The 26,465-nt window shown below is 39.0% G+C and carries 23 protein-coding genes and 1 pseudogene; 11 read left to right on the forward strand and 13 right to left on the reverse strand.

Annotated elements, in window-relative coordinates; all coding sequences use genetic code 11:
- Window positions 1-62 precede the first annotated feature (62 nt).
- Complete coding sequence (locus FHK89_RS00005) at window positions 63-392, forward strand: IS630 transposase-related protein (protein ID WP_230655620.1); 330 nt, start codon at window positions 63-65, stop codon at window positions 390-392.
- A complete protein-coding gene (locus FHK89_RS00010; protein WP_230655621.1) occupies window positions 340-906 on the forward strand; it encodes an IS630 family transposase in 567 nt (188 codons plus the stop codon). The genes FHK89_RS00005 and FHK89_RS00010 overlap by 53 nt, the downstream gene beginning before the upstream one ends.
- On the opposite strand, the gene FHK89_RS00015 is transcribed toward FHK89_RS00010, so the two are convergent.
- On the reverse strand, window positions 882-4,349 hold the full coding sequence (locus FHK89_RS00015) for a hypothetical protein (protein ID WP_230655622.1): 3,468 nt from the start codon (window positions 4,347-4,349) through the stop codon (window positions 882-884). The two genes, FHK89_RS00010 and FHK89_RS00015, sit on opposite strands and share 25 nt — an antisense overlap.
- Before the next feature lie 352 nt (window positions 4,350-4,701).
- Here FHK89_RS00015 and FHK89_RS00020 point away from each other — a divergent pair.
- A pseudogene (locus FHK89_RS00020) lies at window positions 4,702-4,896 on the forward strand (nucleotidyltransferase family protein); the annotation flags it as partial.
- A 410-nt stretch (window positions 4,897-5,306) separates the two neighbouring features.
- Here the strand turns inward: FHK89_RS00020 and FHK89_RS00025 are convergent.
- Window positions 5,307-5,711, reverse strand: coding sequence for a hypothetical protein (locus FHK89_RS00025; RefSeq protein WP_230655624.1), 405 nt, complete (start codon window positions 5,709-5,711; stop codon window positions 5,307-5,309).
- A gap of 263 nt (window positions 5,712-5,974) precedes the next feature.
- Between FHK89_RS00025 and guaA the strand changes: the two genes are divergently transcribed.
- Both guaA and FHK89_RS00035 read left to right on the forward strand, forming a co-directional pair.
- Entirely contained in the window at window positions 5,975-7,585 is a 1,611-nt protein-coding gene (guaA, locus tag FHK89_RS00030) for a glutamine-hydrolyzing GMP synthase (protein WP_230655625.1), read from the forward strand.
- 501 nt (window positions 7,586-8,086) lie between these two features.
- A complete protein-coding gene (locus FHK89_RS00035; protein ID WP_230655626.1) occupies window positions 8,087-8,629 on the forward strand; it encodes a DUF2628 domain-containing protein in 543 nt (180 codons plus the stop codon).
- Between the two features lie 69 nt (window positions 8,630-8,698).
- Here FHK89_RS00035 and FHK89_RS00040 read toward each other — a convergent pair whose 3' ends face one another.
- Genes FHK89_RS00040 through FHK89_RS00050 form a run of 3 tightly spaced genes read right to left on the reverse strand, consistent with a single transcriptional unit; the run spans window position 8,699 to window position 11,579 of the window.
- Complete coding sequence (locus FHK89_RS00040) at window positions 8,699-9,259, reverse strand: GDYXXLXY domain-containing protein (RefSeq protein ID WP_230655627.1); 561 nt, start codon at window positions 9,257-9,259, stop codon at window positions 8,699-8,701.
- Window positions 9,256-10,410, reverse strand: coding sequence for a DUF4401 domain-containing protein (locus FHK89_RS00045; protein ID WP_230655628.1), 1,155 nt, complete (start codon window positions 10,408-10,410; stop codon window positions 9,256-9,258). Before FHK89_RS00045 ends, FHK89_RS00040 begins: the two co-directional genes overlap by 4 nt.
- Window positions 10,410-11,579, reverse strand: a complete 1,170-nt coding sequence (locus FHK89_RS00050) for a DUF2157 domain-containing protein (protein ID WP_230655629.1) — start codon at window positions 11,577-11,579, stop codon at window positions 10,410-10,412. Before FHK89_RS00050 ends, FHK89_RS00045 begins: the two co-directional genes overlap by 1 nt.
- Before the next feature lie 254 nt (window positions 11,580-11,833).
- On the opposite strand from FHK89_RS00050, the gene FHK89_RS00055 reads away from it, so the two are divergent.
- The 3 genes from FHK89_RS00055 to FHK89_RS00065 all read left to right on the forward strand — a co-directional run bounded on the left by FHK89_RS00055 (window position 11,834) and on the right by FHK89_RS00065 (window position 16,462).
- Window positions 11,834-12,535, forward strand: coding sequence for a hypothetical protein (locus FHK89_RS00055; protein WP_230655824.1), 702 nt, complete (start codon window positions 11,834-11,836; stop codon window positions 12,533-12,535).
- Window positions 12,536-12,828: 293 nt separating this feature from the next.
- Window positions 12,829-14,730 (forward strand): RCC1 domain-containing protein, encoded by a 1,902-nt coding sequence (locus FHK89_RS00060; RefSeq protein ID WP_230655630.1) that lies wholly within the window; start codon window positions 12,829-12,831, stop codon window positions 14,728-14,730.
- A gap of 247 nt (window positions 14,731-14,977) precedes the next feature.
- Entirely contained in the window at window positions 14,978-16,462 is a 1,485-nt protein-coding gene (locus FHK89_RS00065) for a di-heme oxidoredictase family protein (protein ID WP_230655631.1), read from the forward strand.
- 22 nt (window positions 16,463-16,484) lie between these two features.
- Here the strand turns inward: FHK89_RS00065 and FHK89_RS00070 are convergent, their stop codons facing one another.
- The 3 genes from FHK89_RS00070 to FHK89_RS00080 all read right to left on the reverse strand — a co-directional run bounded on the left by FHK89_RS00070 (window position 16,485) and on the right by FHK89_RS00080 (window position 19,424).
- Window positions 16,485-17,705, reverse strand: a complete 1,221-nt coding sequence (locus tag FHK89_RS00070) for an MFS transporter (protein WP_230655632.1) — start codon at window positions 17,703-17,705, stop codon at window positions 16,485-16,487.
- 110 nt (window positions 17,706-17,815) lie between these two features.
- The gene (locus tag FHK89_RS00075; protein WP_230655633.1) at window positions 17,816-18,427 is read right to left on the reverse strand and encodes a nitroreductase family protein; all 612 of its coding nucleotides are present in this window, start codon (window positions 18,425-18,427) and stop codon (window positions 17,816-17,818) included.
- A 73-nt stretch (window positions 18,428-18,500) separates the two neighbouring features.
- Entirely contained in the window at window positions 18,501-19,424 is a 924-nt protein-coding gene (locus FHK89_RS00080; RefSeq protein WP_230655634.1) for an EamA family transporter, read from the reverse strand.
- A gap of 120 nt (window positions 19,425-19,544) precedes the next feature.
- Between FHK89_RS00080 and FHK89_RS00085 the strand changes: the two genes are divergently transcribed.
- Window positions 19,545-20,102 carry a MarR family winged helix-turn-helix transcriptional regulator gene (locus FHK89_RS00085; protein WP_230655635.1) on the forward strand — a complete coding sequence of 186 codons (558 nt, stop codon included), beginning with the start codon at window positions 19,545-19,547 and terminating at the stop codon, window positions 20,100-20,102.
- A 59-nt stretch (window positions 20,103-20,161) separates the two neighbouring features.
- The gene (locus FHK89_RS00090) at window positions 20,162-20,803 is read left to right on the forward strand and encodes a DUF3239 domain-containing protein (protein WP_230655636.1); all 642 of its coding nucleotides are present in this window, start codon (window positions 20,162-20,164) and stop codon (window positions 20,801-20,803) included.
- Window positions 20,804-21,104: 301 nt separating this feature from the next.
- On the opposite strand, the gene FHK89_RS00095 is transcribed toward FHK89_RS00090, so the two are convergent.
- The 3 genes from FHK89_RS00095 to FHK89_RS00105 all read right to left on the reverse strand — a co-directional run bounded on the left by FHK89_RS00095 (window position 21,105) and on the right by FHK89_RS00105 (window position 23,285).
- Window positions 21,105-21,791: a class I SAM-dependent methyltransferase gene (locus FHK89_RS00095; protein ID WP_230655637.1), complete on the reverse strand. Its 687-nt coding sequence runs from the start codon at window positions 21,789-21,791 to the stop codon at window positions 21,105-21,107.
- Between the two features lie 123 nt (window positions 21,792-21,914).
- Complete coding sequence (locus FHK89_RS00100; RefSeq protein WP_230655638.1) at window positions 21,915-22,952, reverse strand: aldo/keto reductase; 1,038 nt, start codon at window positions 22,950-22,952, stop codon at window positions 21,915-21,917.
- Between the two features lie 105 nt (window positions 22,953-23,057).
- Window positions 23,058-23,285, reverse strand: coding sequence for a DUF2798 domain-containing protein (locus FHK89_RS00105; RefSeq protein ID WP_230655639.1), 228 nt, complete (start codon window positions 23,283-23,285; stop codon window positions 23,058-23,060).
- A gap of 203 nt (window positions 23,286-23,488) precedes the next feature.
- Here FHK89_RS00105 and FHK89_RS00110 point away from each other — a divergent pair, with 203 nt between their 5' ends.
- Window positions 23,489-24,490: a LysR family transcriptional regulator gene (locus tag FHK89_RS00110; protein ID WP_230655640.1), complete on the forward strand. Its 1,002-nt coding sequence runs from the start codon at window positions 23,489-23,491 to the stop codon at window positions 24,488-24,490.
- Here the strand turns inward: FHK89_RS00110 and FHK89_RS00115 are convergent.
- Together FHK89_RS00115 and FHK89_RS00120 are read right to left on the reverse strand one after the other, a co-directional pair.
- Window positions 24,487-25,443 carry an MBL fold metallo-hydrolase gene (locus FHK89_RS00115; RefSeq protein ID WP_230655641.1) on the reverse strand — a complete coding sequence of 319 codons (957 nt, stop codon included), beginning with the start codon at window positions 25,441-25,443 and terminating at the stop codon, window positions 24,487-24,489. The two genes, FHK89_RS00110 and FHK89_RS00115, sit on opposite strands and share 4 nt — an antisense overlap.
- A 26-nt stretch (window positions 25,444-25,469) precedes the next feature.
- On the reverse strand, window positions 25,470-26,399 hold the full coding sequence (locus FHK89_RS00120) for a DMT family transporter (RefSeq protein ID WP_230655642.1): 930 nt from the start codon (window positions 26,397-26,399) through the stop codon (window positions 25,470-25,472).
- Window positions 26,400-26,465: the final 66 nt, after the last annotated feature.

Consider the following 26,465-nt stretch of genomic DNA (forward strand, 5'->3'; position numbering starts at 1 on the left):
TATAGTCAATTCATACTAAAAATGTTATAAAGTCATTCAAAGAACCAAAAATTAGGAAACCAATGACATACTCTTTAGAATTTCGCAAACAAGTATTAAAAAGCTTAGAAAAGGGAATGACCTTTAAAGAAGCTGTTCAAGAATATGATATCAGTCCAACCACCATCCAGAAATGGAAAAAACGGTTATATAGCAAGAAAACACGCAATATCGAACCGACTAAAATTGCTAATGACGCTTTACTTAAAGATGTAGAGAACCATCCAGACAGCTATCATTATGAACGTGCAAGACGTTTAGGATGTAGCACTTCAGGTATCTGTGTCGCACTAAAACGCCTTGGTATCACTCAAAAAAAAGACCTTAAGCCATCCAAAAGCTTGTCTGATTAAAAGAGCAGAGTATCAAGCTAAGCTAGCTTTTTATCAAAAGCAAGGATTTCCCATAGTATATATGGATGAGAGCGGTTTTGAGCAGGAAGTCATACGTCCTTTTGGCTATAGCGCTATCGGCAAACCTTGTATTGATAGTTATAATTGGCAAGCTCGTAGCAGAACAAATGTTATAGGTGCACTCTATAATAAAACCTTGTTTGCTATTGATTACTTTAAACAAAACATTAACTCAAAAGTATTTCGTAGTTGGTGTAAGAACACCTTAATTCCGAGGCTTAATACTAAATGCGTCATTGTCATGGATAATGCCAGCTTCCATAAGAAAGTAACACGTCTTTTTAATAGACATGGTCATCGTGTGTTGTTCCTACCTCCTTATAGTCCTGATTTAAATCCTATTGAAAAGAAGTGGGGAAACGTGAAATCTTTACGTAAAGGTTGGTTAGAAAACGATTTATCTAAATTATTTTATGATATTTGTCCTTACTATAACTCTTTTGTTTTGAATTGACTATAGTCTTGTGCCTTTTGTACAACATCTAAGATATAGTTAATTAACCCAACTTCTTCAAGTAATTGATAGAACTCGTCATTATTGCTAGCACAGTCAAATAACTTAACCTTGAAACAAATAGTTTCTTTATTTTCATTGTTTTTAACATAAGTATAAGATTTGCAATTAGATAAAATATAATTATATATTTTATTATGAGAGTGATTATTGGCATAATTATAATCAGAAGCATGCGCTTCTAAAAATGGAGTAAAATCTGGTTCCCAACTATTACCATAAAATAAATGGCCTAAGATAGTAAAAACACAGTTTCCTGACATTGTACTACTGTAATGAATTAATGCGTTTTTTTCTTCCCACTCTAGATCTATCTCAAACTCTATAAGCTTAATAAAGGAAAGAACTAAGCTTTTAATATCATTATAATCAAGCCTGTTAATCAGTTTTTTAAGATTAGGTACAAAAACTAAACTTACTAGTTTGTTAGCATTAGCTTGGAAAAGAAAGTCAAAGATATAGTCATGATTTTCTTGCTTTTCAGTGGCCTCAATATAATCCTGATCATTCAAATTTAAAAAATTACTTACTTTGAGTATAGTTTGGATATTAGGACTACTAAACTGATACCAATGTTTCTCATTAACTATGAGTGGTTCTAAACTCTCTAGATATTCAGATAAATTAATTTGAGTGTTTGATGCTGTTACAATGTTTTTAATTTCTGTCCGGGTGAAGCTCTCGTTTAAATCACCTATATGTGCTAACTCTATTAATATATCATGGGTTGTCTCATAATCTAAGGATCGAAGGGTACAGAAATACGCTAAGAATTTATAGAAAAAAATATAGTCATTATCATTAAATTGGTCTGACTCCATACTTGTAATATAACTGATATATAATAGAAATAAATCTTCATTAATATCATAGGAATGAATGATAGATAATTCATCATTTAACTGTTTTTTTATAAGCTTATATTTTTGATGGTCTTTTAAGTTGTAATCTAAATATTTTTTTGCGTAGAATGGTTCTATATCATCTCTTGGTAGAAATTCTGCAATAAGAGCTTGATAGTCAGGTTCAATAATCTTAGTTTCGCTTAAGGTATGATGATTAACTGATGTAAGGGGTGTATGTCTTAATTCTGGGAAGCCACTGATTAAATACCCCGTAGTTTCATAGACATCTTCTACAAATTTTTTAGTTAATCGTATGCCATATTTTTGGAATAAATCCTGTATTCCACCCTCTAACATCAAACTAACTTCCCAATCATCTCCATAGTCATAATACTCAAGATCATCAATCACTAAATATTTGATGTTCTTTCTAATTCTCTTTATATTTTTCTTTAAATAATCTTGAAATTGTATTGGGAATATATCGTTAAATTTATAAAAACTAGTATAAAATTTTGAGAACGTAATGCTCTGGTTATAATAGTCGATCAGATCTATAGGCTTGACCCCTAGTTTATCCCTATAAATTTCTATTAGATAAGGGAATTGGTACATTGAAGCTACAGGAACTATACTGTTAGTATTTTTGTTCCTAAATTTATCTATATCTTTAGATATCTCGGATAGTATAAAGTCTGTAATCTCTTTGTCTTCATTTAATTCTTCATTAAATAGACGATGAGTAATAGTTAGCTTCCAGTACTTTTCATCTTCTGGAATATATTTCTTACTGAATGTTTGCCAGCTAGCACTTTCAGTGTCATTAGTAAATCCTAAATTATTAAATTCCTTAAATATTTTCTCTTTTAATAATAGCGTTTGACTGGGTGTAAGAACAATTTTTTCACCATACGTGATAGATTGTTCATTGGTGTCAGAGCTGTAAAACTCCTTTCTAGTACTAAAAACTAAAATTAATTGATTAAAAAATATTGCATTTTTAATAATGTATTCAACCCAAAAATTACCTTCTCCTCTTAAATATTCAAGTAAATAATCTTTAATGCCTGGGCTTTGGAAGTTAACCAATGTATAAGGACTATAAGGCTCCTTTTCAGTAACAATATAAAAATCTTCTAATAATTTAAGTTCATCAAAAAAATTGCGGGGTTTTGAGTCATATTCTTTTTGGACATCTGCATCTAAAGCAATCGCTCTAAATGCTTGCCTTAAGTCTTGAATCTCTAAGGGATCGTCACAAGTCAGTAGAGTAATCAAAATTATTTGAGCGGTATCATTCAGATCCTGAAAATTTTTCTTCCAGAAGGCAGTAGGTTTGCGTAGATAGTTTAAAAAACCATCGAAGAAATCTATTGGGTAAGATAGGTATTTATTAGTATGTTGCTTAAGAAAAAACTCTATATGACGAGGAGAATAGTTTAAATTGTAGACAATTGATTCAAGTTTACTGGAATTCCAAGAAAGCATCTGGAAGTAAATTTGACTATAATCATAAAATCTTAAATGATTCAAAAATATCCTAGCTTTATCCTCAGTACTATAATCATCAATACTGATAGTGAATGATTCATTATTCAGCACCCATTTAATCTTCTCATCAGAAAAATTAATGACATCTTGGATAATGTATTGTCTAGACGTTAATATTAAAAAGATATTTGGACTATTTTTAATGTCTTCGATAATACGAAAAAAGTTATTCAATAACGTATTTTTTTTGTATAAGGGACTAAAATTTTGTCCCCAAAAGTCATCTACGACTATTAACTGCTTTCTATCATCATCTAATAATGACTCTATCTCATCCAGTGATTTATCAGATAGAAAGTAAAAGCTTCTAATATTATGATAATGAATCAGATAATGACTAATGATCTGTGCTGCCGTTGTTTTTCCAACTCCGGGATTACCTGTGATGATTAATACTCTTTTTTTCTCGACCAAATCAATACACGGCTTTATGTGTTTGGTTTGATGAAATAATAACTGCTTTTTTTGAATTTCATTTAAGAATGATTTTGTCTGACGGTGGTGCTTCTTATTGATTATCTGTTCAAGCAATTGGTCATAAATTAACTGATTGGGTGCGAGAATCTTGGAATAGGTTTTAAGAATATCTTTATATTTTAAACTAGAAAGGTATTGATTAAGTTTTACCCCATCAATGATGTCTTCATCACTATGTATATAAACCTTAAATAAAGAACGAATCTTGTCTATCTGCGCTACATTCAGTTGTTTGCTAATACAAATAATGTATCTATCAGGTTTTAATCTAATGCAGTTTTCTAATTCAGCTTTAAGGCTGCTGAATAAGCTATTAAAATTACTAGGATCATAATGTTTACATTGTCCAATGATTAGATGTGAAGAATTAGTACATCTAATATCAATGCCACCGTCACGTCCCTCACTAAAAGTACGAAAGGTTAAAGGGTGTTCTCTAATTTCTAATATATCTCGACATAAATTCTCGAACTCAGTCGGTGATAATAGGTTATAAAAATCAAAAGTCATAGTTATCCATGTATGTTAACTCTAAGAATTTTTTTCAAAAATCTAATTCTTATGATTAATATTATCACGAAGAAAAGTACGTTTTTAGTAATTATAGTAGGTTAGTAGAAGTATATTTTACTGGGTATTTAGGATGAGATACCAACCACCCCCACTCACAACATAATTTTGCTAATATGATAGCTTAATCCAATCACTCACTCGGTATGCTGTCATAACTTTGACCAACTAAGCTCTACTAGATGACCAATTCGAGTTAACTATACAACAAAGCCGTACAGCGATTTCTGGTTATCTAGTGCAAGTGCCGTATTTGTTTGGCTCTACCTTGTGAGATAATTTTTCTGAAAGTAGTGATGTGGATTTATTGATTGAAATTGATCCAGATGCTCACTTATCTTATTTTGACTTATTAATGATTAAAGAGAATTTTAGCCAGCTGTTAGGTCGCTCTGTGGATATGGTAGAAAAACAAGCCATTAAGAATCCTTATCGTCGAGTACAAATCGTGCAAACAGCAAAGCTTAAGAAATATACTTGCCCATGACTATAATGGATATCTTAACCGAACGTATTTGGCTGGTCGCTATAAATGATATCCCCATACTTTATAATAAGCTAAAACCTCTAGTTGCACTTTTATAAATACTCCAGATATAAAATAGCCATCGGAGCACCTAAAGTAGATACAAGCCGATGGCATATCTGGTAAATTTAAATAAGCTAATTATCTTGGAAAAGTCGGAGGAATGTAGTTTGGATTTTCTATAAGTTCACCCTCATGATTTGATATAAATAGCTCAGAAGTTGGATCGTGTCTATCTTTATGTGGATAAGCGTCATAAAAGGTGTTACTAGGTTGGGGGTAATAGCCACTATTAGGTGAGGAGTTGCTCAACTGCCCGCTACTAGCACACCCTGCTAGCATCAACAAGCTTGCGGTAGTTAGTGTAACAGCTATTTTTTCCATAAATATCCCTTACTTAAGTCAATCATTACTAACTCCCCTTTAATCCTACCACTTATCGACCAACAATCAACACGCCACCCCACCCCTATCAAATACTGGCTACCATTACTATTTTGCTTATCAAGCTCACTACGACGCTGTAAAGGTACGGTGCAACCGCGAGGCTTAATATAATCAATGGCAATTTTGGTAGCGGTATTTTTATCAAACAGCTGTTTGTCTTGACGTTGTATCAAGATGTAATAGGGCTGGGCAAAAGGAATGATAAAGCTGTCTAATACATAGGGAACATTGTCATAGCTAAGGACAGCATGGTTTTCATCGACCTTCAACAAGTCTTTTGCTAGAGCGGTTGACTGTGTGCTGTCAGCCGAAGTTGATGTATGAGTCACTACACTCGTCGCATTTGATAACGTTTGGTTTGGTGTAGATTAACACCCTGTGAATAGCAATGCACTGCCACATAAACTAATAGTTAATAAATTAGTCATGGCTTTTAAGATATTCATAAACGAATCCTTGTTGTAAAATTTAATAGTCATGTGTCGTAAACGTATTGTGTGTATTATCATTCGTAAACTTGATAATCCTTTCCATTATACCCCGCAAACTTGTTAAAATAAGCGTCAAATTTTTTCTTTGATGGACTGAGCTTATGACAACAACAACTGACACACCCAACCAACTTCCCGCTATCAAACAAGACCGTATTTTAATCCTCGACTTTGGCTCACAATACAGCCAACTTATCGCCCGTCGTGTGCGTGAAGCAGGCGTATTTTGTGAAATGTACCCTTTTGATATTGATAGCGACCGTATTACAAACTTTGGCGCAAAAGGGGTTATCCTATCTGGAGGTCCTGAAAGTGTGCATGGCGAAGGTAGCCCAAAGATTAACCAAGCGGTGTTTGATTTGGGCGTACCAGTATTGGGCATTTGCTACGGTATGCAAGCGATGGCACAACAGTTTGGCGGTCGAGTACATGCCAGTGATGTGCATGAGTTCGGCTCAGCAAGCATAGATGTGACCGCTGATTGTGAACTGCTAATTAACATTGAGGACGAACCAAAAAAACTACATGTATGGATGAGTCATGGCGACAAAGTCACCGAATTGCCAACAGGCTTTGAAGTTATCGCCAGTACGCCAAGCTGTCCGATTGCCGTAATGGCAAATAAAGACAAGCATTACTATGGCTTGCAGTTTCACCCTGAGGTCACCCATAGCTTGCAAGGTCAGGTGATTTTAAGCCGTTTTGTGCATCAAATTTGTGGCTGCGCTGGCGATTGGACACCCGATAACATCATTGATATGCGAGTGGCACAGTTAAAAGAGCAAATCGGTGATGCACAAGTGTTGCTTGGGCTGTCAGGTGGGGTTGATAGCTCGGTGGTGGCTGGGTTGTTGCATAAAGCGATTGGTGATAAATTGACTTGTGTGTTTGTCGATAATGGCTTATTGCGTCTGCATGAAGGCGACCAAGTGATGCAGGTATTTGCCGAAAACATGGGCGTGAAAGTGATTCGTGTTGATGCCGAACAGCAATTTTTGGACGCATTGGCAGGTGAAGCTGACCCTGAAGTAAAACGCAAAATCATCGGCAAAACCTTTATTGATGTGTTTGCCGATACCGCCCGTCAATTATCAAAAAATAGCGAAACTGGTGAGGAAATCAAATTCTTAGCACAAGGGACGATTTATCCTGATGTCATCGAGTCGGCAAAGTCACATCAAGGCAAAGCGCATGTGATTAAAAGCCATCATAACGTTGGCGGATTGCCCGATGATTTGGCGTTTGAACTCGTTGAGCCGCTGCGTGATTTATTTAAAGATGAGGTGCGTAAACTGGGTATCACTTTGGGCTTGCCTCATAAGATGATTTATCGCCACCCCTTCCCTGGCCCGGGTTTGGGTGTACGTATTTTGGGTGAGGTGAAAAAGGAATATGCCGATATTTTACGCCTTGCTGATGCCATCTTTATGCAAGAGCTAGAAAAATCAGGCTGGTATGAAAAAACAGCCCAAGCCTTTGCGGTATTTACCCCTGTTAAATCGGTGGGCGTGGTTGGTGATGGTCGCCGTTATGCGTGGGTGATTGCGTTGCGTGCGGTAGAAACAGTGGACTTTATGACCGCTCGTTTTGCTCATCTGCCGTATGAGCTGATTGAGACGGTATCAAACCGTATTATGAATGAGATTGCCGATGTATCTCGGGTCACTTATGATGTGTCAAGTAAGCCACCTGCGACGATTGAGTGGGAGTAAATGTTAGTTTCTATAAGACATAGACGCCATTATTTTTTGCTTAATTTTCATTTAATCATTATTGGGTAGTGTTCTAAAAAATATGCTACCCCCTCCCTAAAACCCTTCTGCTGGTAAGGGATTAGGGAGCGGGCTGAGATTATAGTAATTTATTAAAAACAGCCACAGTATACTTTTTGAAACACCAGCCGTTATGGTAAGTGCAGCACACCCAATCTTGTATTGGGTGTTTTTTATTGCAAGCACAAAGTTTTATTTAAATATATGATTGATAATGTTTTAAGGTAGTGCCAACATAACAAGTTACTATCTACCAAATTAATATCAATTGATTAATATACATTAAGGGACTAAATGCTTTGTAATCAGTGTGGACATAAAAACATAGATAGGACATCTCTTTGCGCAGTTTGTGGACAAAGTTTAGCGCCGCCGCCGTCACTTCCTGCAATGAACAACTCAAATCATGATTCTTATTATGCTCCACCAAAAACACTGTCTATGCCAAGTGTGACAAGTGATGCAACAAGTGATACCGATGCTTTTTTGTCTGCGTATGTTGGTGATAGATATCAGTCTTATTATCGTGATAATTGGTTTAAAGGCAATCCTATCAGCCTAAAATCAGCAGAAGAAGCCAGTCATACTTTAGGCTTTAATATAGCAGCATTTTTCTTAGGTATATTTTGGTTGTGTTATCGCAAAATGTATAGGGTTGCGTTTATATATATGGGGGCTATAACTGTATTGGATTTAATTGTGATGCATGTGCTGAGTATGGATACTTATGAAAAAGTAGGCAATATAACTTTTATGATAGCGCCAGCCATTATGTTAGGCATTTTAGCCAATCGTTTTTATTTACAGCATTGTATAAAACAAATTAAACAGAAAACCAGTACAGCATCAGATACAGGCGTTATTTGTCAGCAATTAAGTTCAGAAGGTGGCACAACTTGGCTCGGTGCATTTGGGGGTACAATATTAGCCATCATTATGGTAGGAGTGATGTATTATTTATTTGCACCCAGTTGGTTTATGTAATAGCAACTCTAAAATAACCTATCATTGTTAAACTCAGTCAAAAAGGAATAGCAATAAAATCCAAACCAATCACTCCCCAATCACCACAAAATCCTTATCTTCCAATCCCGCCAACAATGGTTCGCCTTTATCATTAACTTTGAGTACTCCATATTCTGCATCTGTATATTTATCTGCATGTCCCTCTTGAAAGAAAAAGGCACCCGTCGCAAATTTTACCTGACCACCACGCAGCCGATAATATATTGCCATCTCATCAGGCGCTAGGTTTGTATTGGGATTGTCAATCAAACGGACAAACTGCCCCACATTATGCCCATCTTTACGCACCACTACCCAGCCATCTTTTGTTTGAATAGGCTCTTTATGTTGCTGCTCTATTGCTTGCAAAATGTCATCTGCAATGGCAAAACGTAGTCGCATATAATCACCTTGCATTAAGCTACGGGGGTCAACAGGGGCAAGGGCTAATAGCACCGTATTGCCATCTGCCAAATGTTGCTCATATTTATAAATATTAAAATTGACCATTGTCAAAACGATAACCAAAGTGACCACTGCCAGCGCAGCTTTAAATATTGGCTTTTGCCAGTAAGTGAGTTGAGAGTTTGTGCTGAGCATAGGATTCATCGCTTGTCCTCCCCAATTTGCTGCATCTGTGTATGCGTGGATACAAAGGCTATAAAGCTTTGTTTTAGTAATAACCAACGCAAGAATAACAACGCTATGCCAACGCTAAACATCGAAGCGGATTTGATTAGTAACGTCGTATCCATCTGATAGTAATACCAAAATATATAGCTAGTTAGCGCAAAAATCGCCAGTCCTAATAGCACTCGTTGCCGATTCGCAAAAGCAATGACCATCACCAAACTGGTTGCCAATAATCCTGAAACATACAAAGATAATAGCCCAACGATAATCACGGCTGCGCTGATAAGTAGGGTCGTTTGTGAGCGTAGCGCAATGCCATAACGGCGCAAAATCAGCCATGTGGCATACAGGCTAGCGATGATTAACAAACCTTGTCTGAGTAGATTATGGGTCAGTGGATAATCAGCATAATGGCTATGGTCTTGTACAATAAAAAAGGCAGAGAAGGTAAGTAGAATAAGGCTGCAAGCATAGGTCAAAGGCTGGATAATACGCTGAGCGTAGTCTTGATATTTGATTGACAGATAGCCAATAAACTCATCGCTTTGCAGGCTTAATACACCACAAAATAATGCCAATAAAGCCAAACTTAACTGCGTCGCCTGATAATAATCTAATAAAAACAGCACACAGCCTAACCCAACTAAGCTACTAATTAGGCGATAAAGAAAGTTTGGCATAATTAGGGTGAGCAGGCTTTGGATAAGTAGTAAAATCAGTGCCATTTGTGGCTTAGTGAATGAGGATTCAGCCACTGCCAAACAGCTATAAATCTGTCCTGCCATCGCAATGGCAAAGCCCAAACTCTGTATAAAAATATGTGCGCTATGGGCTTGCAAACGGGTATTAGCAAGCCAAAACAAGCCAAAACCAATGCCACTCATAATAAGGGCAAAGCTGCTTAACATAGCGACACTATTAAAGATACCACCAAACAAAATCGAAAAAATACTGATTAAAAAAATGCCTGATATCAGCCCTGAGAGAGCCATTAAGGAGCTGATATACCAAGGTGTATCCGAGTTAATGCTATCAGTAGTCTGAGGTTGTATAGTATTTGGTTGCTGAGTGTTAGACCTATTAGAGCTAGACAGTTTAGAATTAGGTAAAGTAGACTTATTTATCATCACAAATCTCCTTTAATAGTATGAACAGTATGTTGGTTTTCTTGACTGGTGCTGGTTGTGATATGAGAGATGTGACGTAGCCATACTACTGCCGCAGAGCTTAGGGAAACCAATAGTACAAATAGAATGCTAAAACCGACAATCTCTGAGTAATCAAATACTTTGTCTACTATCCACATTAATAGCACTACAATAATAGATGCACATAGGCAAGTGAGCATAAATACATTCACATAACGGCGGCGGAAGTATGCATAAATTGCTGCACCCCAAATGAGCCATAGCACAACAGTGAATAGTGCGACAGATGGGCGAATATCATCTATCATTCCAAGCATTGCCAATTGGCTAACATAATAAGTGCTGAGCACAGCGACGACATAGCTGCTCCAATGTAGTGGTAGATGTGTCAGGTGGATAGGTGTGGTTTGCTTGGTATTATTGGTATTGTTGGTATTGTTGGTATTGTTGGTATGGTGAAGAGAATGATTAGAACGCTTTTTGTCAACATATACCCATAGCCCAAATGCAGCTAAATTGATAAGCGTTAAAATAGCAGTTTCTAATAAGCTATTTTTCCCATAACTGTCAGTATACCAAGGTGATAGGGGCAGATAGTTACTTATGCTCATATTGATGAGCCCCAAAAATAACAACCACAATGAGGGCATACGAGCAATGATTACCCAAGGAATAATCAATACTGCCCAACTAAAAAACAGTTGCCATGTATCTGCACCCGTCTGATAAACCTGCCCAAATAATGCCAGTAACCCACCTGTGATTAAACTAGCAAACAACAATAACAGTTGTTGTATAAGCTGATTTTTATTAGGTAACTGTTTGTTGGGCAAATTGTTGAGTAAAAAGGGACGTTTTATAGCAAAAAATGCGTATGCCACGATGCTGATAATCAGTATGCCCTCAACCAAGGCAAACTTTATCATTTTGCCCATCGTCAGCCAGTTATAGGCGACAAAAAATAGCACCGACAAAGCCAGTGCCACAACACCGATAATCAGCAATACTTTATCAAAGAAGTGTAGCCATGCTTGAAGGCTAGGATAAGGGCTTGAGTGCGATGGTATGAGTGAACCATTATTGACGGTAGTGTTGTATTTATGCGCTATTTTTTTGGAATAATTGGTTTTATGTATAGGGTGAGGCATATTGATAACCCTCATTATTAAAATGATAAGTCTATATATAACAATTATTTATGCTATTTATGGCTAATTTTTGGTAGGAGTTTTGTTTGCTATCTTGCAGATGGACTCTATACAACAAATAACAGTATGGGTATGATAAGGGGGTAACAAAATCATACTAAGGACAGCAAATGTACGCTAAAAAACAAGTTAAATATCAAGTAACTAGAAAAAGCTACTTCCGCTCTGCCTGTAAACCCATATTAAACGTCAGTATGGTAACCATGGCATTAGCTGGTGTGTTGGCGATGACAGGTTGTGCAACCAGCTCGTTACTAGAAGGTGATAGAGTCACCTATACGCCCACGACCAAAACAGTGAAACAGGTATTGATTGAAGATCAGTTGGTTGCCTTTGGTCGCCCAGCTCAGCCATTACCCAATATGCCTGCCCATAGTGTGGTGATTGTTGGTGAAAAGCAAAGCTATGTGCTCAGTCAAGGTGGTGTTGAGATGGCCAGTTTATTGACCAATTTAACCCCACAAAATATCCAAGTCGAAAATGACATGAGTTTTTATTCACCCAAGAATGATGGCTATTTTCAAGGCACAATGCAGCTGTCTTATGCCAAACTTAAAGATGAATTTCATCGTTCAGATTATCAGTACTTTTTGCAACATGGTGGCAAGGAATGTACTACAGACAGTGATGCCCGCATCAATGCGCAGCGTTTTTGCTTTACCATTCCTATCAAAGGTGGCGTGTATCCACAAGTGAGTAATTTAAGTTTAATTCAATCAAAATATCAGCCATTAACCAAGCCGTATGCGGTAACTATCTATACCCAAAGTACCCAAGAGCAGATGCAGCAAAGCCGCCAATATGGAGGACGTAGTGGGGTAGAAAAACTGGTGCTGTTGCCGTTTGCTTTGGCGTTTGATGTGGTCACCTTCCCGTTGCAATTGTTGGCAAATTAGTGCTTATTTTATTCTAAAATTTGGGGCAGGCTGGCAGCAGTATGTGGCTAAGTCTGTCCCAACTGATGTTGATATATTTTTTACAGATTACTTTTCTATATATATCCTGCCGCTTAATAAATCATTCCTCTATTTTTTATAGTGTCTAACTTTCTTCTTTATCCTCATTTGCTGCTTTATTAACACACTGTTGCAGACTTATCGGTTTTCTAAGTATATATTTCCTATATTATTATTTATAATAATGAGAATTGTTATTGTTAATATTTTAATTATATTTATGGGAGTTTGATATGTATCTTAAACATTCTATTTTATTAGCCAGTATGGTGTCTGCTTTAATGTTGGCAGGTTGTAGTGATAGTAGCCATAATACGGTGCTAGATATTACTAAGCCAAGTTTAACCCTGGATACGGATTTGTCTAAAATGGTAATTACCAATCAAGACAACATTACAATTGCTGGTTCGGTGACAGATGACTCTTCATTAGCAGGATTAAAACTCACTGTGCAGTCTGCACAAAGCAATGAAGTACAAACAGTTAAAGTTAGTGATAAGGGCACATTCTCTGCAAAGATACCACTACAGGTAGGTGATAATGAGCTGACCATCACCGCAGCCGATGCCGCAGGTAACAAAGTTGTATATAAAGCCACTGTATTTGTGGATAAGGTCGCACCAAGCATTGTATTGGCAGATGCAGGAGAAAATCAAGTCAGCCGTACGACTCAAACTTTATTAAAAGGTAAGGTGAGTGATAATGGAGCTTTGGCAGGATTATCTGTGCAATTATTGCTAAATAAAACTGCCAATAACAATAGTATGCCAGAAGTTATTACCATTGATGAAAAAGGTGAGTTTGAGGTAATCACACCACTGCAAGCAGGTGACAATGAGATTGCTATTACAGTGATGGATAAAGCGGGCAATCAGACGACCAAAACACAGCATGTCTATTTTGGACATACTTTAACCGCAGCAAATTCACATACGGGCGCATTGGTTGATGGCAAGCTGTATGCGTGGGGACGTAATAACTTCGGACAAGTAGGCAGAGGCGATGTCACCAGTATTCGTGATGATGGTGACGCGCATTCTATTTCGCCTCAATTGATAACTAACGCACCCAAAAATATTGTGTCTATTTCATTTAATCAAAATCATTCTTCATTACTGACCAAAGATGGTAGCGTATATACATGGGGCAGTGATGGCGATGGTGAGCTGGGTCGTGGTGATACAGGACGTAGTGACTGTGGACGTAAAACAGAAAACTGCCGCTTAGACATTGGCAAGGTGAATTCATTGGCAGATGTGGTGGCAATCAGTAGTGGTTACGGGCACAGATTGGTACTGAATAAAGTAGGTGAGGTTTGGGCATTTGGTGATAATGGTGAAGGGCAGCTCGGTGTTGCTGCTACTACTGATCATAGTAGTACACCTGTGCAGGTGGATTTCTCTTCACAAGCCAATGTGGGTAAAATTATCCAAGTGGTTGCCTCATCAAAAAGCTCTTATGCGTTAGATGATAAAGGTCAAGTGTGGGCATGGGGCTCTAATAAATATGGTAATTTTGGGATGGGTAAAGTCTGTGAACGAGGCGATGATCCAAAAGAGACAGGCTGTATACCGTCTTCATCTAAGCCGCTGCAAGTACCCTTAGCAGAGGCAGTAAAAATCAAAGAGCTTGCCGTTGGACGTGACCATGTGTTGGCATTAACTGATATGGGAGAGGTTTATTCATGGGGGTTAAATGCGACCAGCCAAGTAGGCTATAACAGTAAAGATATGCCTGATACACAGCAAAAATGGGATAGATTTATCACCACTCCGACATTATTACCTTGGTCAACGGATAAACAAAGCAAGCACGTTTATGCCAATGGTAATACCAGCTATGTGATGAAAAAAGATGGTAAGGTCTATCCATGGGGAATGTATGGTGAATCAGGAGCAGATGGTCGTCCAGACTATGTGGACTTAGCTGAGCCAACGGATAAATTACCCAGCTTGACCAATGTGGTGGATATGGGGGTGGGTGCATTGCATCAACTTGCCAAACGTGAAGATGGTGGTATTTTTAGCTGGGGTTGGAGCTATGAGGGTTCACTCGGTGGTGGTGATACAGTGACGAATATTTGGATGTATAACACCCCCATTGCATTGAAGTTTCCTATGCAGCCAACTCAGTAATGCAATGAGAGTTTATGAGTCTTATATTAAGTATAAGATTTATCATAAATTCTAATTGGAAACGATAGCAAGAAAAATATAGCCAAAAATCAGTGAGTATAAGCATTAGACAATTTTGTAATAGAAACAAATTGTTTGGGTTTATACTCACTTTTTAGCAAATAATTTTAGACTTTTTTAACTATTTATACTTTTTTAACTATAAAACCCTTGTGAAAACCATTGTGTGCCAGCCAAATAGACAGTGATGAATATGATGCCAGCCTTTAACAAAAAACCTTTGCAACATTGCCTTTTTTTATTGTTTAGCTTATGTGTGACTGCCTGTGGTGGTTCATCGGGTGGAGGTCAGTCAAATACTCAACCAGATAATCACACAGAAGTCACCCCACCAGTAGACCCTAATCCATCAATACCTGCTCCATCACAACCGAGGCAATGGACAGCCGCAGGTGGGCAGGCAACGATTGCGTATAATGAGAATCGTCCATTTTTAACCCTGATTCCACATCTGGATATCAATCAGTTATCAGGGGTATCACAAGGGCGTGAGCTGTTTATTACCAACTGGACACCAGCAGGAGAAGGTCGGGCATTGTTTGATGGGTTAGGCCCGCTATTTAATGCCGTATCTTGTACCAGCTGCCATTCAGACTCAGGGCGGGTTGCGCCTTATCTAGCCGATGGTACGACTACCGATGGTGTTCTGTTTCGTATTGGCAATAAGCAAGGTGAGGTGCATCCAATATGGGGTGCACAGCTTCAGCCTAAGGTGATTGATAATACAGTTGGGCTATTGGCAGAAGGGCGTGTGCAAGCTCATACTAAGCCTGCTAATACTCAGCCCTTTAAAAATGAGGGCTTGTCTTTTTATCAGTTTGAGCTGACCCCTTATGATAGCAATCAGCACTTAGGTGGCAATCAGTTAGGTGAGTACCATTTGGGTGCACGTATTGCGCCACAGTTACTGGGTATGGGACTGCTTGATTTGGTGCCAGAAGCGGTGATTTTAGCCAATGCTGACCCTGATGATGCTGATAATAATGGCATATCTGGTCGGGTACATTGGGTATTTGAAGGGGGACAAAAACGCATAGGACGCTTTGGTTGGAAGGCGATTAACTCAAGCCTAAGAACCCAAAATGCCACCGCCATGAGTCAAGATATGGGGCTAACTTCACCTGTGCATATCGACAGCAGTTGTACCCCTGATGAGCCACTATGCACTCTATTACCGTTAGGCGGTTCGCCTGAGGTATCTGATGCCAGCTTATCAGCAGTGGTCAGCTTTATGACCGCACTGTCTGTACCCGAGCGACGTATCCATGACCAAGCGAGATTCGATAAAGGCGCAGATTTGTTCGAACAAGTGGGCTGTGCTCAGTGTCATATACCGACGCTGACCACGGGAGAGAGTCAGCAATTTTATGAGCTTTCTAACCAAACCATCTATGCTTATACTGACTTGCTATTGCATGACATGGGGGCAGGGTTGGACGATGGAGTGAAAGAAATCAATGCTGAAAGCTATGAATGGCGTACGCCACCGTTATGGGGTATTGGTATTGTGGCAAAAGATAAAAACGCCCGCTTTTTACATGATGGACGTGCCAAAACATTAAAAGAGGCAATTTTATGGCATGGTGGTGAAGCTGAGAAAACCCGTGAAAAATTCCAAAAATTAACTGAGCAAGAGCAACAAACGTTATTGCAGTTTTTGCAAGGGATTTAACCAAATAGCTTAACCAATTACTTTAAACAAACACCTTAAAGGCAGTTGGGTGAAATTTTCTACTTAATACCAGTAGCAATAAAACACCCAACATCATTGCCAGCCACGCATTGGTCAAATCACCCATCACATCAATCAATATGCCTGCCAAAAATGGAAATGTTGAGGCAATCATATAACCCCCTCCTTGCACAAATGCCGATAAAGCCATCGCTTGTTTGCCGTCATTGGCATAATCTAATGTGGTGATTAAAGATAACGCAAATAAACCACCAATACCCAAACCTAACAAAAATACCGTTATCAGTACCAAGCTGACTACATTAGCAGGTACATAAATCAACATGACTAACGCAATCAAAATTAAGGACAACACCACAAACAAAAGCTGACGGCGGTCGGGAAAGTTTTTGATAATGATAGAGATGCTAGTCCCTGATATCACCTGTGCGATGGTAAATAAACTCAGTAATCCTCCTGCGGCACTGCTCGACCAGTCTGCTTGTATATAATAAAGTGGCAACCATGCCAACACCAGCGCATAAGCCCCCGAACCAATACCAAAAAATAGCAACAGCAGCCACGCATTGATTGACTTCACTGGCAGTGGTAAAAATCCCTCACCATGATTGGGCAGACGCTGCATAGCAACAAAACACAATAGCATCGCTAATAAAGCAGGTATTGCCATACTAGCCAAATCTGCCTGCCAACCAAATGTTTGCGCTAAAGGTGCTGAGGTTGCTGATGCAATCACTGCGCCGCCCATAATGCCTGTGGTAAATAGCCCCATATAGACGCTGGCATTATTTGTCGCTACCCTTTTGATATAAGCAGGCATCAAGGTTTGAATTAGAGCAATGCCAATACCACCAATGATGGCAGTGGTTAAAATTGGCAGGGTGGACTCAATAAATAGGCGTAAGCCACACGCCAAAGCAATGGCAAGCAAACTCAACATAATGCCTTGATATTCACTCACTTTGGCTTGCAATCGGGGTGAAAATAACGCAAAAAATCCCATCATTGCCACCGGCAGCGTGGTTAATAATCCTGCGGTTTGGTTGTCCATACCCACCATGTCATGCAATATTGGAATAATCGGCGACACGGCTGCCATGATGGGTCTAAGGTTGATGCCCACCATGATTGCCAAAAAAGCTAATGTCCAGTTGGTGCTGGCTTGGGTGCTTGAATGAGGGTCTGCTTGATTGCGACTCTGATTTATGGACACTGGTGGCATATTTTTCCTTACAAACCTTCTGTAGTAAGAATATTTTAAGAATCTGGTTAACTTATTGTAATAACTAGGTATTTATAGAGCGCATTATATCCGATACTGAGCGATTTATATTAAATAATACAAAGCTTTTTGGTTACAGGTAAGCGTTGTTTTTGTGGGTAGCGAGGACTTGTCGGGCTACCAACGGTGATAAGCATGACTGGCACTCGGGTAGGCGCTAGATTAAAAGTAGCTTGTAGTTTGTCAGGCTCAAAACCACTCATTGCACCAGTGGCATAGCCCATATTTTCAGCCGCTAGCATTAACACCATGCTGGCAAGTGAAGCAGAGCGAATGGCTTCATCACGCTGTAGTGGCAAATTTGTTGCGTGGCTGTTATGAGCATTGCTGATACTACTATTAGCCAGTACTTGTGGAAAATGCCCCGCATGAATACTTGGCTGTAAGGCGGCTTCTAAATGCTGATAACCATCTATATCCCCACACACGATAAAGGTCACCGCAGCTTTTTTTATTTTCTCTTGTTGATAGGCGACATCATATAGCTTCTGTTTCGCCTCTTTTGAAGTCACTGCAATAAAATACCAGTTTTGCATATGATAAGCCGAAGGGGCTTTAATTGCTTCAGCCACCAATGCTTCAATAATTGCTGGTGTGATGATTTCGTCAGCATCATAATCATAATAAGAGCTGCGTTGATTAAGTAAGTCGATAAATTGCATAAAATACCTCTTTTGCATAAGTTATTAGTTTGTATAGATTGTTAGTTCGTATAGCGCGTTAGGGGGTATGGATTTATTTATTGGCTGTTCTTTGTAGGCTGATTTGTACCACCACCACCGAAGCTAAGGCGAGCAACAATCCAATCAACTGTATTGGGCTTAAGCGTTGCTGTAACCAAAGCCAACCAATAATGGTCGCAGTAATAGGGCTAAAAATTCCCAGTACAGAGACCGCCACAGGTGTCAGCGTGGCAATACCACGAAAAAATAACGCATAAGCAATCAATGAGCCAAAAAATGCCAGATACGCATAACCAAGAATATTATCGCTACTTAAGTGGCTTGGTAGAGTTTCTCGCCACATAGCAACGGGCAATAGCAATAATCCACCAAAGAGCAGTTGCCAGCCAGTAAAGACCATACTAGAAACCGTTGGTTGCCAGCGTTTGCTTAAATACATGCCCAGTCCCATAGATACCGCCCCCATAAATGCCGCCATTAACCCCAACAAGTCCCATGTGGCAGCAGGCGTAACGAGTAACATTGCCATACCGATGATGCTAGTCAAGGTTGCGATAATGGTCAGCCGACTGGGGATAATATGGTCAATCGCCCACATCAATATCATGATAATCAGCGGTATGAGTGAACCAACCACAGCAGCGATACCACCGGGCAAGCGATAAGCAGAAATAAATAGCATGGCTTGGAAACAACTGATATTTAAAAATGCTAATAACAACATCTGCCACCATTGTCGCCCTTGTGGTAATTGTCGAAAAAATACGGTGAGTAGTAATCCTGCGGGCAATACCCGAATGACGGCTGCCATCAATGGACGGTCAGGCGGCAAAAATTGGGTGGTGACAATATAAGTCGTGCCCCATAATATCGGTGCTAATGCAGTTAATAGTAAATTGCTGAACACATTGGGGGAGGATTGTGATAATTCAGGTAATTTTAATTTAGGTAGGTCAGGAGGCTTTTGATTGCTCATACCATTTATCTCTATATCAAGATAAATAGTATGATAGATTATTTTGTCTCAATGTCAAGATAGTTTTATAATTAAAAATAATGATAAATATAAAGATGAAACATAGTGAAGGATAAATGAATGCAAGAGCGTAAGCAGATAGCCAATATTAATAACAGTACCAACAATAGTACTAATAGTAGTACCGATGCGGTTGAGCAAATTATTCAACAGTGGCAAGCACAAGGTTTTGCAGATGAGCAATTAACCGCAATGCAAACCATTGGGCGCATTAAGCGGTTGGAAGTGTTACTGATGCGCCAGCTAACCATAACTTACAAAGCGCACCAGCTAACACAATGGGAGTTTGATGTATTAGCCACTCTACGGCGGGCAGGCGAGCCTTTTATCTTAAGCCCGACGGCACTGTTTGCCAGTATGATGGTGACTTCGGGGACGATGACCAATCGGCTACAACATTTGCAAGAAAAGGCATTGATACAGCGAATAGAAAATCCTGAAGATAAACGCAGTCTGTTGGTGCAGCTAACCGATAAAGGCGTCGCTGTGATTGATAAAGTGGTTGTCGCTCATATTGAGCTAGAAAATCAATTATTATCGGCAATGAGCCAAGAGGAGTTGACCATACTTAATACCTTATTAAAAAAGGTAGAGGCAAACTTGCCAAAGAGCGAGTGATTTTTTATATTGATATCAAGGTAAATAAAGACTGTCAGGACGACAAGGATAATAAGATTATGAAAGAGCCAAAGTTTGTAAATAGTAATACCGTTGCGAGCAATCCTGGGCAGATATCCGTTAGTCCTTTTGTGTGGTATCGACATCATGTCGTGATGGGTGGCATCATCGCATTAATCCTGTTAGCAATACTTTGTTTGTGTGTCTTTGTTGATGTGAAATTTGTGGTGCTGTTTGCTATTTTTGCTATTGTGCATCAGTTGAATTTTACTCGTATTAAAGAGCATTTCTACTATGGGGATTCTAATGGCGGTATTGTGCTGGCAACCAATCCGATTTTGGTTGCTGTTTATACCAACCTGAGCAAAGGTTTTGGCTACTATCCTGTGATTAAGATTATTGAATGTCCCACCCTAAAAGACCTAAATATTGGCGATAGAATTGCGACGGTTGCACTTTATCAAGCTTCTACCAATCAACAACTACCACACTGGATAAATTTTGAGCCATTGCCAGTAAACTATGTCAGCAATAATCAGGAAGATATTGATAAGGCTTTGCTAAGCTATGATGCGACATATTGGAGTCGGTTAGAGCAAGGCATTCCCCAAGTGCCAAAACCTTACCAAGCTGGATTATATAAAATAAACATTGAAAGTAGTGATTGGGAAAATGACTCGACTGACTTGGCTAAACTCTGACCTTGATGGTGTTTGTCTGCGCCACAAATCCTTGACCTATTTTGTATCCATGTAATCTGATCTTTTTTTAACGCTTGCGCGGATTGTTGACCATAAATATTTGCTACTTCCTCTTTGACATTGCGATAATTTTATTGCTCATTATCAAGCATCGCAATACTATGGCAAATCTTATCATTTATCCAAGCGTTATAATTTGCTAGTAGCTGTAAATGAGATTTCATGGGAGTTCCAAAAAGGTGATGAGTAATATCATCATATCCCATTTGTGCATGGTGTTTAAATAACAATGATTTAATGATTAACCCTCTTTCACTATCTTCACCACAGTAAAATATCTATCGATCATATCGCCAGTTTTGCTAATCGCTTTGTCTTGCTGATGGCTAAACTCGCTAATTTTAAGAGGTGTATTTTCGGTTAATTCGCTTACTTCACTATCATCATAAAGGGTAAAACCCATATCGACAAAAGGTAGCGTTTGCATAAATTGTTTTTGTCCGTAAGCCAGTACCAACACACCGCCAACTTTTAGACAACGGGCAAGCTCGCTCATAAACTGCTTAGGATTTTGCCAAAAATACAGCGTATTGACGCTAAATATTTTATCAAACTCATTATCCTCAAATGGCAATGTCAGTCCATCATAAAGCCCAAACTCAATATCATAATCATCTGTTAATGGTTGATTAAGCAGGCTCGCTTGCTCATACATTAATGGAGATATTTCTAGCCCACGATAGCGGATATTATCGGCTTGCTGTAGCAACTCTTTGAGGTGTCCTGCATTGCCATGTCCCAGCTCTAGCACACTATCGCCATCACCAATATCGAGTAAGGCAATGGCAGATTGAGTCATGGTAAGATTGGACTGGTGCATACTACTGCCAAGCTGTTGCCCAAATTCACCACTGGGGCAACGCAACTGCTGTGCCAACTCACTAAGAGTAACTTGCTCGGCGACTTGTTTGATGTTTTTGTTATCCATAATTATCCCTTTAATGTCATTGCTATATTATTGAGAATTATTATCATTAATATAGCAGGGTTTATGGACTGGAGCAAAGGGATTACTGTCTATTTTTTACTCCTCAATTATTCCTCAATTCAACTACTTCTCAATCCCCACCCAACCTGCATCAGGGTAGCGTTGACCTGCCACCTTTTCAGGGTTAAACAAATCATCTAATTGGCTAATTTGTGTGGGAGTTAACTCAATGGCAGTAGCGTTGGCATTTTCAAGCAGATATTTTTGCTGGCGAGTACCTGCAATGGGGATAACGTGTGGATATTTACCTAGTATCCACGCCAAGCATAACTGGGCGTTGCTGTATCCCCACTGGCTCGCTAACTGGCTGAATTTGGCGATAAGCTGTTGGTTTTGATTAAGCTGTTCACCTTGCAATCGAGGTAGGTGTTGGCGAAAGTCATTATCAGGCAGGTCGTTGGTATCGAGTTTGCCCGTCAAAAATGCCCGACCCAATGGACTATAGGCGACAAAATTTACCCCAAGCTCACGGCAGGTGGGCAATAGGTCGCTTTCAGGGGTGCGTGACCACAGCGAATATTCACTTTGTACCGCCGTAATCGGGTGTATGGCATGGGCTTGACGTAAGGTATCACTTGATACTTCTGATAATCCAATACCTTTGATTTTGCCTTGTTTTACCAGTTTGGCAAGCGCGTCCATCATCACTTCAAGTGGCGTATCGTGGTCACGGCGATGGCAATAATATAAGTCGATACACTCCACTCCCAGCCGTTTTAGTGAAGCATTGCAAGCGGTTTCAATATAGGCAGGGCTGTTATCCAGTCGCCGTTCATATTTGCCTTGTTCACGGACAATGCCAAATTTTGTGGCGATAACCAATTTATCACGTTGCGTGTGGTGCTTTGCCAAGCATTGCCCCAGTAGCGTTTCATTATGTCCCAAGCCATAGGTATCAGCGGTATCAAAAAAATTAATACCAATCTCAATGGCTTTATCTAGCAGGGCTAACGACTGTGCATCATCACTGTCGCCATAAAATTCACTCATACCCATACAGCCAAGCCCAATGGCAGAAATGGGGGTATTTATTTGGTTTAGGGTACGTTGGGCAATAGGGGTTAGATTGTTTACTGTATTGCTATCTATATTGTTAGGCATGGTATTTTTCCTAGTTCGGATAAATAAGTTAGGTTAATCAATCAAAAGGTTATGAAAAAAGTTGATATTAAAGAGAGATACATTCACATATACATTCAAAGTCAGTCATCTGTTAAAGCGAGCCAAAATGGCATGGGTCAAGCGTTGTACAGGTGTCGCCAACATCATCACAATAATAAAGGCGGCAGGGGCAGCGAGTATCCATGCTTTTATCCAATAATGAATAAAATCAGCCACAAACCCCAAATTAATAAAGGTGACATATACAGTCATTAGTCCTGATAATAAAAATGACATGATGGCAGTATTTAATAAACGAAATGACCAACTCATAAGACTGCCTCTCTTTTTATTGTCTGTGAACCAAGTTTAATAAACACAATTAGCAATAAAAAGCGGTTAAAAACGCAATGGTTGTGCAAAAATGCACCATTAATTACGTTATGCTAAAAAGAAATTCTATGAATATAGTGATAAGAGATAGACAATGATTCCAAGCTAGTTTTACAACTAGAAAATCAGGGAAGGTAAACAAAATGATGAATAACTTAGACTGGCAAGATTTGGCATATTTTATTGCGGTGGTCGAGCAGCAAACCTTAACGGCAGCCGCTGAGGTGCTTGAAGTACAGCACAGTACGGTATCAAGGCGGATTGAGCGTTTAGAGCAGACCCTCGGTGTGGGTTTATTTGACCGTATGGGTAAACGCTATACTTTAACCGAAGAAGGGCAATTGCTTTATACCCAAGCGGTTGAGGTACAAGCGGAAGTGCTGATATTTCGGCGTATGGCAATCGACCATAATGCCATGCAAGGTAATGTGGTCATCTCCGCACCGCCTGTACTGGCAAATGAAATGTTGATGCCTGCTTTGCCTGCATTTCGCCAGCGTTATCCAGATATCATACTGCATCTACTTGGTGAGACACATCTGAGTAATTTACACCGTAAAGAGGCAGATATTGCCATTCGTCTGCGTCGTCCCACTCAAGAAGATTTAATGATTCGTACCTTAACTCAAATTAAATATGGATTTTTTGCCCATGAACACTATTTACACCATACACCCGTTGAGGTAAGGCAGTTTATCGAATTTTATGGCAATAGTCGTTTAAATGGTTGGTTACAAGCGGTACAGCAACTAAATCCACGTAAGATTGCTTTTTGTAGCAATGATTTGTATATGATTTATCAAGCGGTGCTACAGCAAGTGGGGATTGGTATCTTGCCGTATTTTGTCCTGCAAAAACCACTACTTTCAGCTACTTTTGCTAGAGATAAGCTGATACCCATAAATCCTGTCACCACCGAGCCATTAACCAGTACCGAGCTAAATGAGCAAAGTGAATTAAGTGAACCAATGACGTTGACTAAGAAGGGACAAACAACCACTGCAACTGCCATTAAAACTGATACTCAAACGCCCATTACCATCACCCAATCTGCTCCTGTTTACATGGTGATGCACCCTGATGTTAGGCGTTCGGCTCGAGTACGGGCAGTGGCAGATTGGTTGGTGGAGGTGTTGGCGGATTAATAAGATGGGGGTTGTTGTATATTGAGAGAGCCAGACGCATACTTTGCATTTTTTTGTTTCAGTAATGGCTCAATAGAATAACTAATCATATAAGGCAAGGTATAATCGGGGAATGTTTTTGTAATTAGCGTTATTAACTCGTCTTTATTTTGGGCATGATGTTGCATAATAGAGTTACTCACATAGCCATCTACCAAAGTATCAACTTTGTTTAAATAATTTTTTTGAGCATTGACTACTGTGTCTAAATGTCCAACTTCTCCACGCCCACCATAGACAAGTGCGTCTTTATTGCTAAAACCATATAGCTCATCAAGAGCTTTAGACCAAGAGTGTAACATGGGCGTTGGTTTACCATTTACCAGAGGTCCTTCTAACCAAGCATGTGCTTTATAATGTATTAAATCACCTACAATCAAATCTCCAGTAGCATTCACTCTTACGACAATTTGTGAAGAGGCAATCGCAGGGTTTTCGAGTCTAAATAAAGACAAAGTTTCTCCAGATTTTAAATTAATCGTGCCTTCTTTTCCAGAAAACTGCCATTGTACTTGTTGAAATTCTGGATAGGTTTGTTCAGTGAACATTTGCATCTGATTAATCCAAAAGTCACGTTTATACTGATTAACGGCTATCATATCTTTGGCGATTTCTGTGGAAGAGATTGACTTAATACCTAGGGTATGTAAATAAGACAAGCCATTAAATTTATCTGGATTGGGGTGGGTAACAATAACCTTAGTAATAGGTGAGTTGGTTTTACTTTTTACATATTGTACAAACTGTTCGGTGAGAGTCGGGGTAAATTGAGTATCGATTAATACGACCTCTTTGCCATCATCATAAAAATAAGTATGGGTATCAAAACCATTACTATCTGATGTGTATTGTCCTAGCTCTCCTGCCAAGCTCCAGCTACTGACTAGTAATAATAGATAAACAATATTTTTCATATTAAAATTCCTGTATTTTCATAGATTTAAACAAAACGAAGTTTTATAAATTTGTTAATTTGGTTTTTATTCATAATAAAGATTTGGCATAGAAGACTACTGATAACAATGAATGTGCCAAATATCTCGTGAGACTCGATGCTATCTCCTTTAAAGCTAGAAATAACTAAGGCTGAAATTGGTACAAGATTAATAAATAAAATACCGTATATTGCTCCCAGCGATTTTATGCCCGAGTTATAAGCAAGTGTGGGTAGTAAGGTAGCCACTATGGCGACATATAACATGGCTGGGGTGACAGTAAATACAGAAGAAATGGCTGGTAAATTTGAGATACCCAGCATCACGGCAAGTATAGAAACGCTGATAAGCACTGGTAGCGACATAATGACGGTATAGCCAGTAAACTGTAGAACAGAGACATTGTTAGCAGTAAATTTCTGTTGTCCCATGCTATACAATATCCAAGCAATTGAGCCAATATAGGCGATTAAATCCCCTTTTAGCGTGACTATTTTAGCGTTTTGAGTGAAGATACCTGTTACAAAACCTACCCCTATTAATCCAATAATGGATAAAATAAGTAGCCAATAGTTTGGCTGTTGCTTAGTTAAATACCACTTTATAAATAAAGAGGTGATGGGCATCGTTGCCATGATGACTGCCCCATGAGAGGGCGTGGATATTTGCAAGCCGATAAAGACAAGAATGGCAAAAATAACATAGCCAAGCACACCATATTGCAAAAACTGCCACCAATTCTCTTGTAGTTTTTTGAGATCAAACTTTTTTGATACCAATAAAATAACGACAATAAAACTGCCAACCAGAAAATATCTAACCGTTGTAAACCAATAAGGATCGAGGTAAATCAAAGCATCTTTGCCCACATGAAATAGTGTTCCCCAAGCAATGGTTGCAAAAGCTAATAATGTATAAGGAAGTATCTTTTGCATTGTTATCCTCTTTATTTTTGTTATATGACAAGTGGCGGATGGTTCACCAATGGGTGAGAGGGTCAT

Origin of the sequence: Psychrobacter sp. I-STPA10 (genome assembly GCF_021012795.1) — a bacterium.
GTDB lineage: Bacteria > Pseudomonadota > Gammaproteobacteria > Pseudomonadales > Moraxellaceae > Psychrobacter.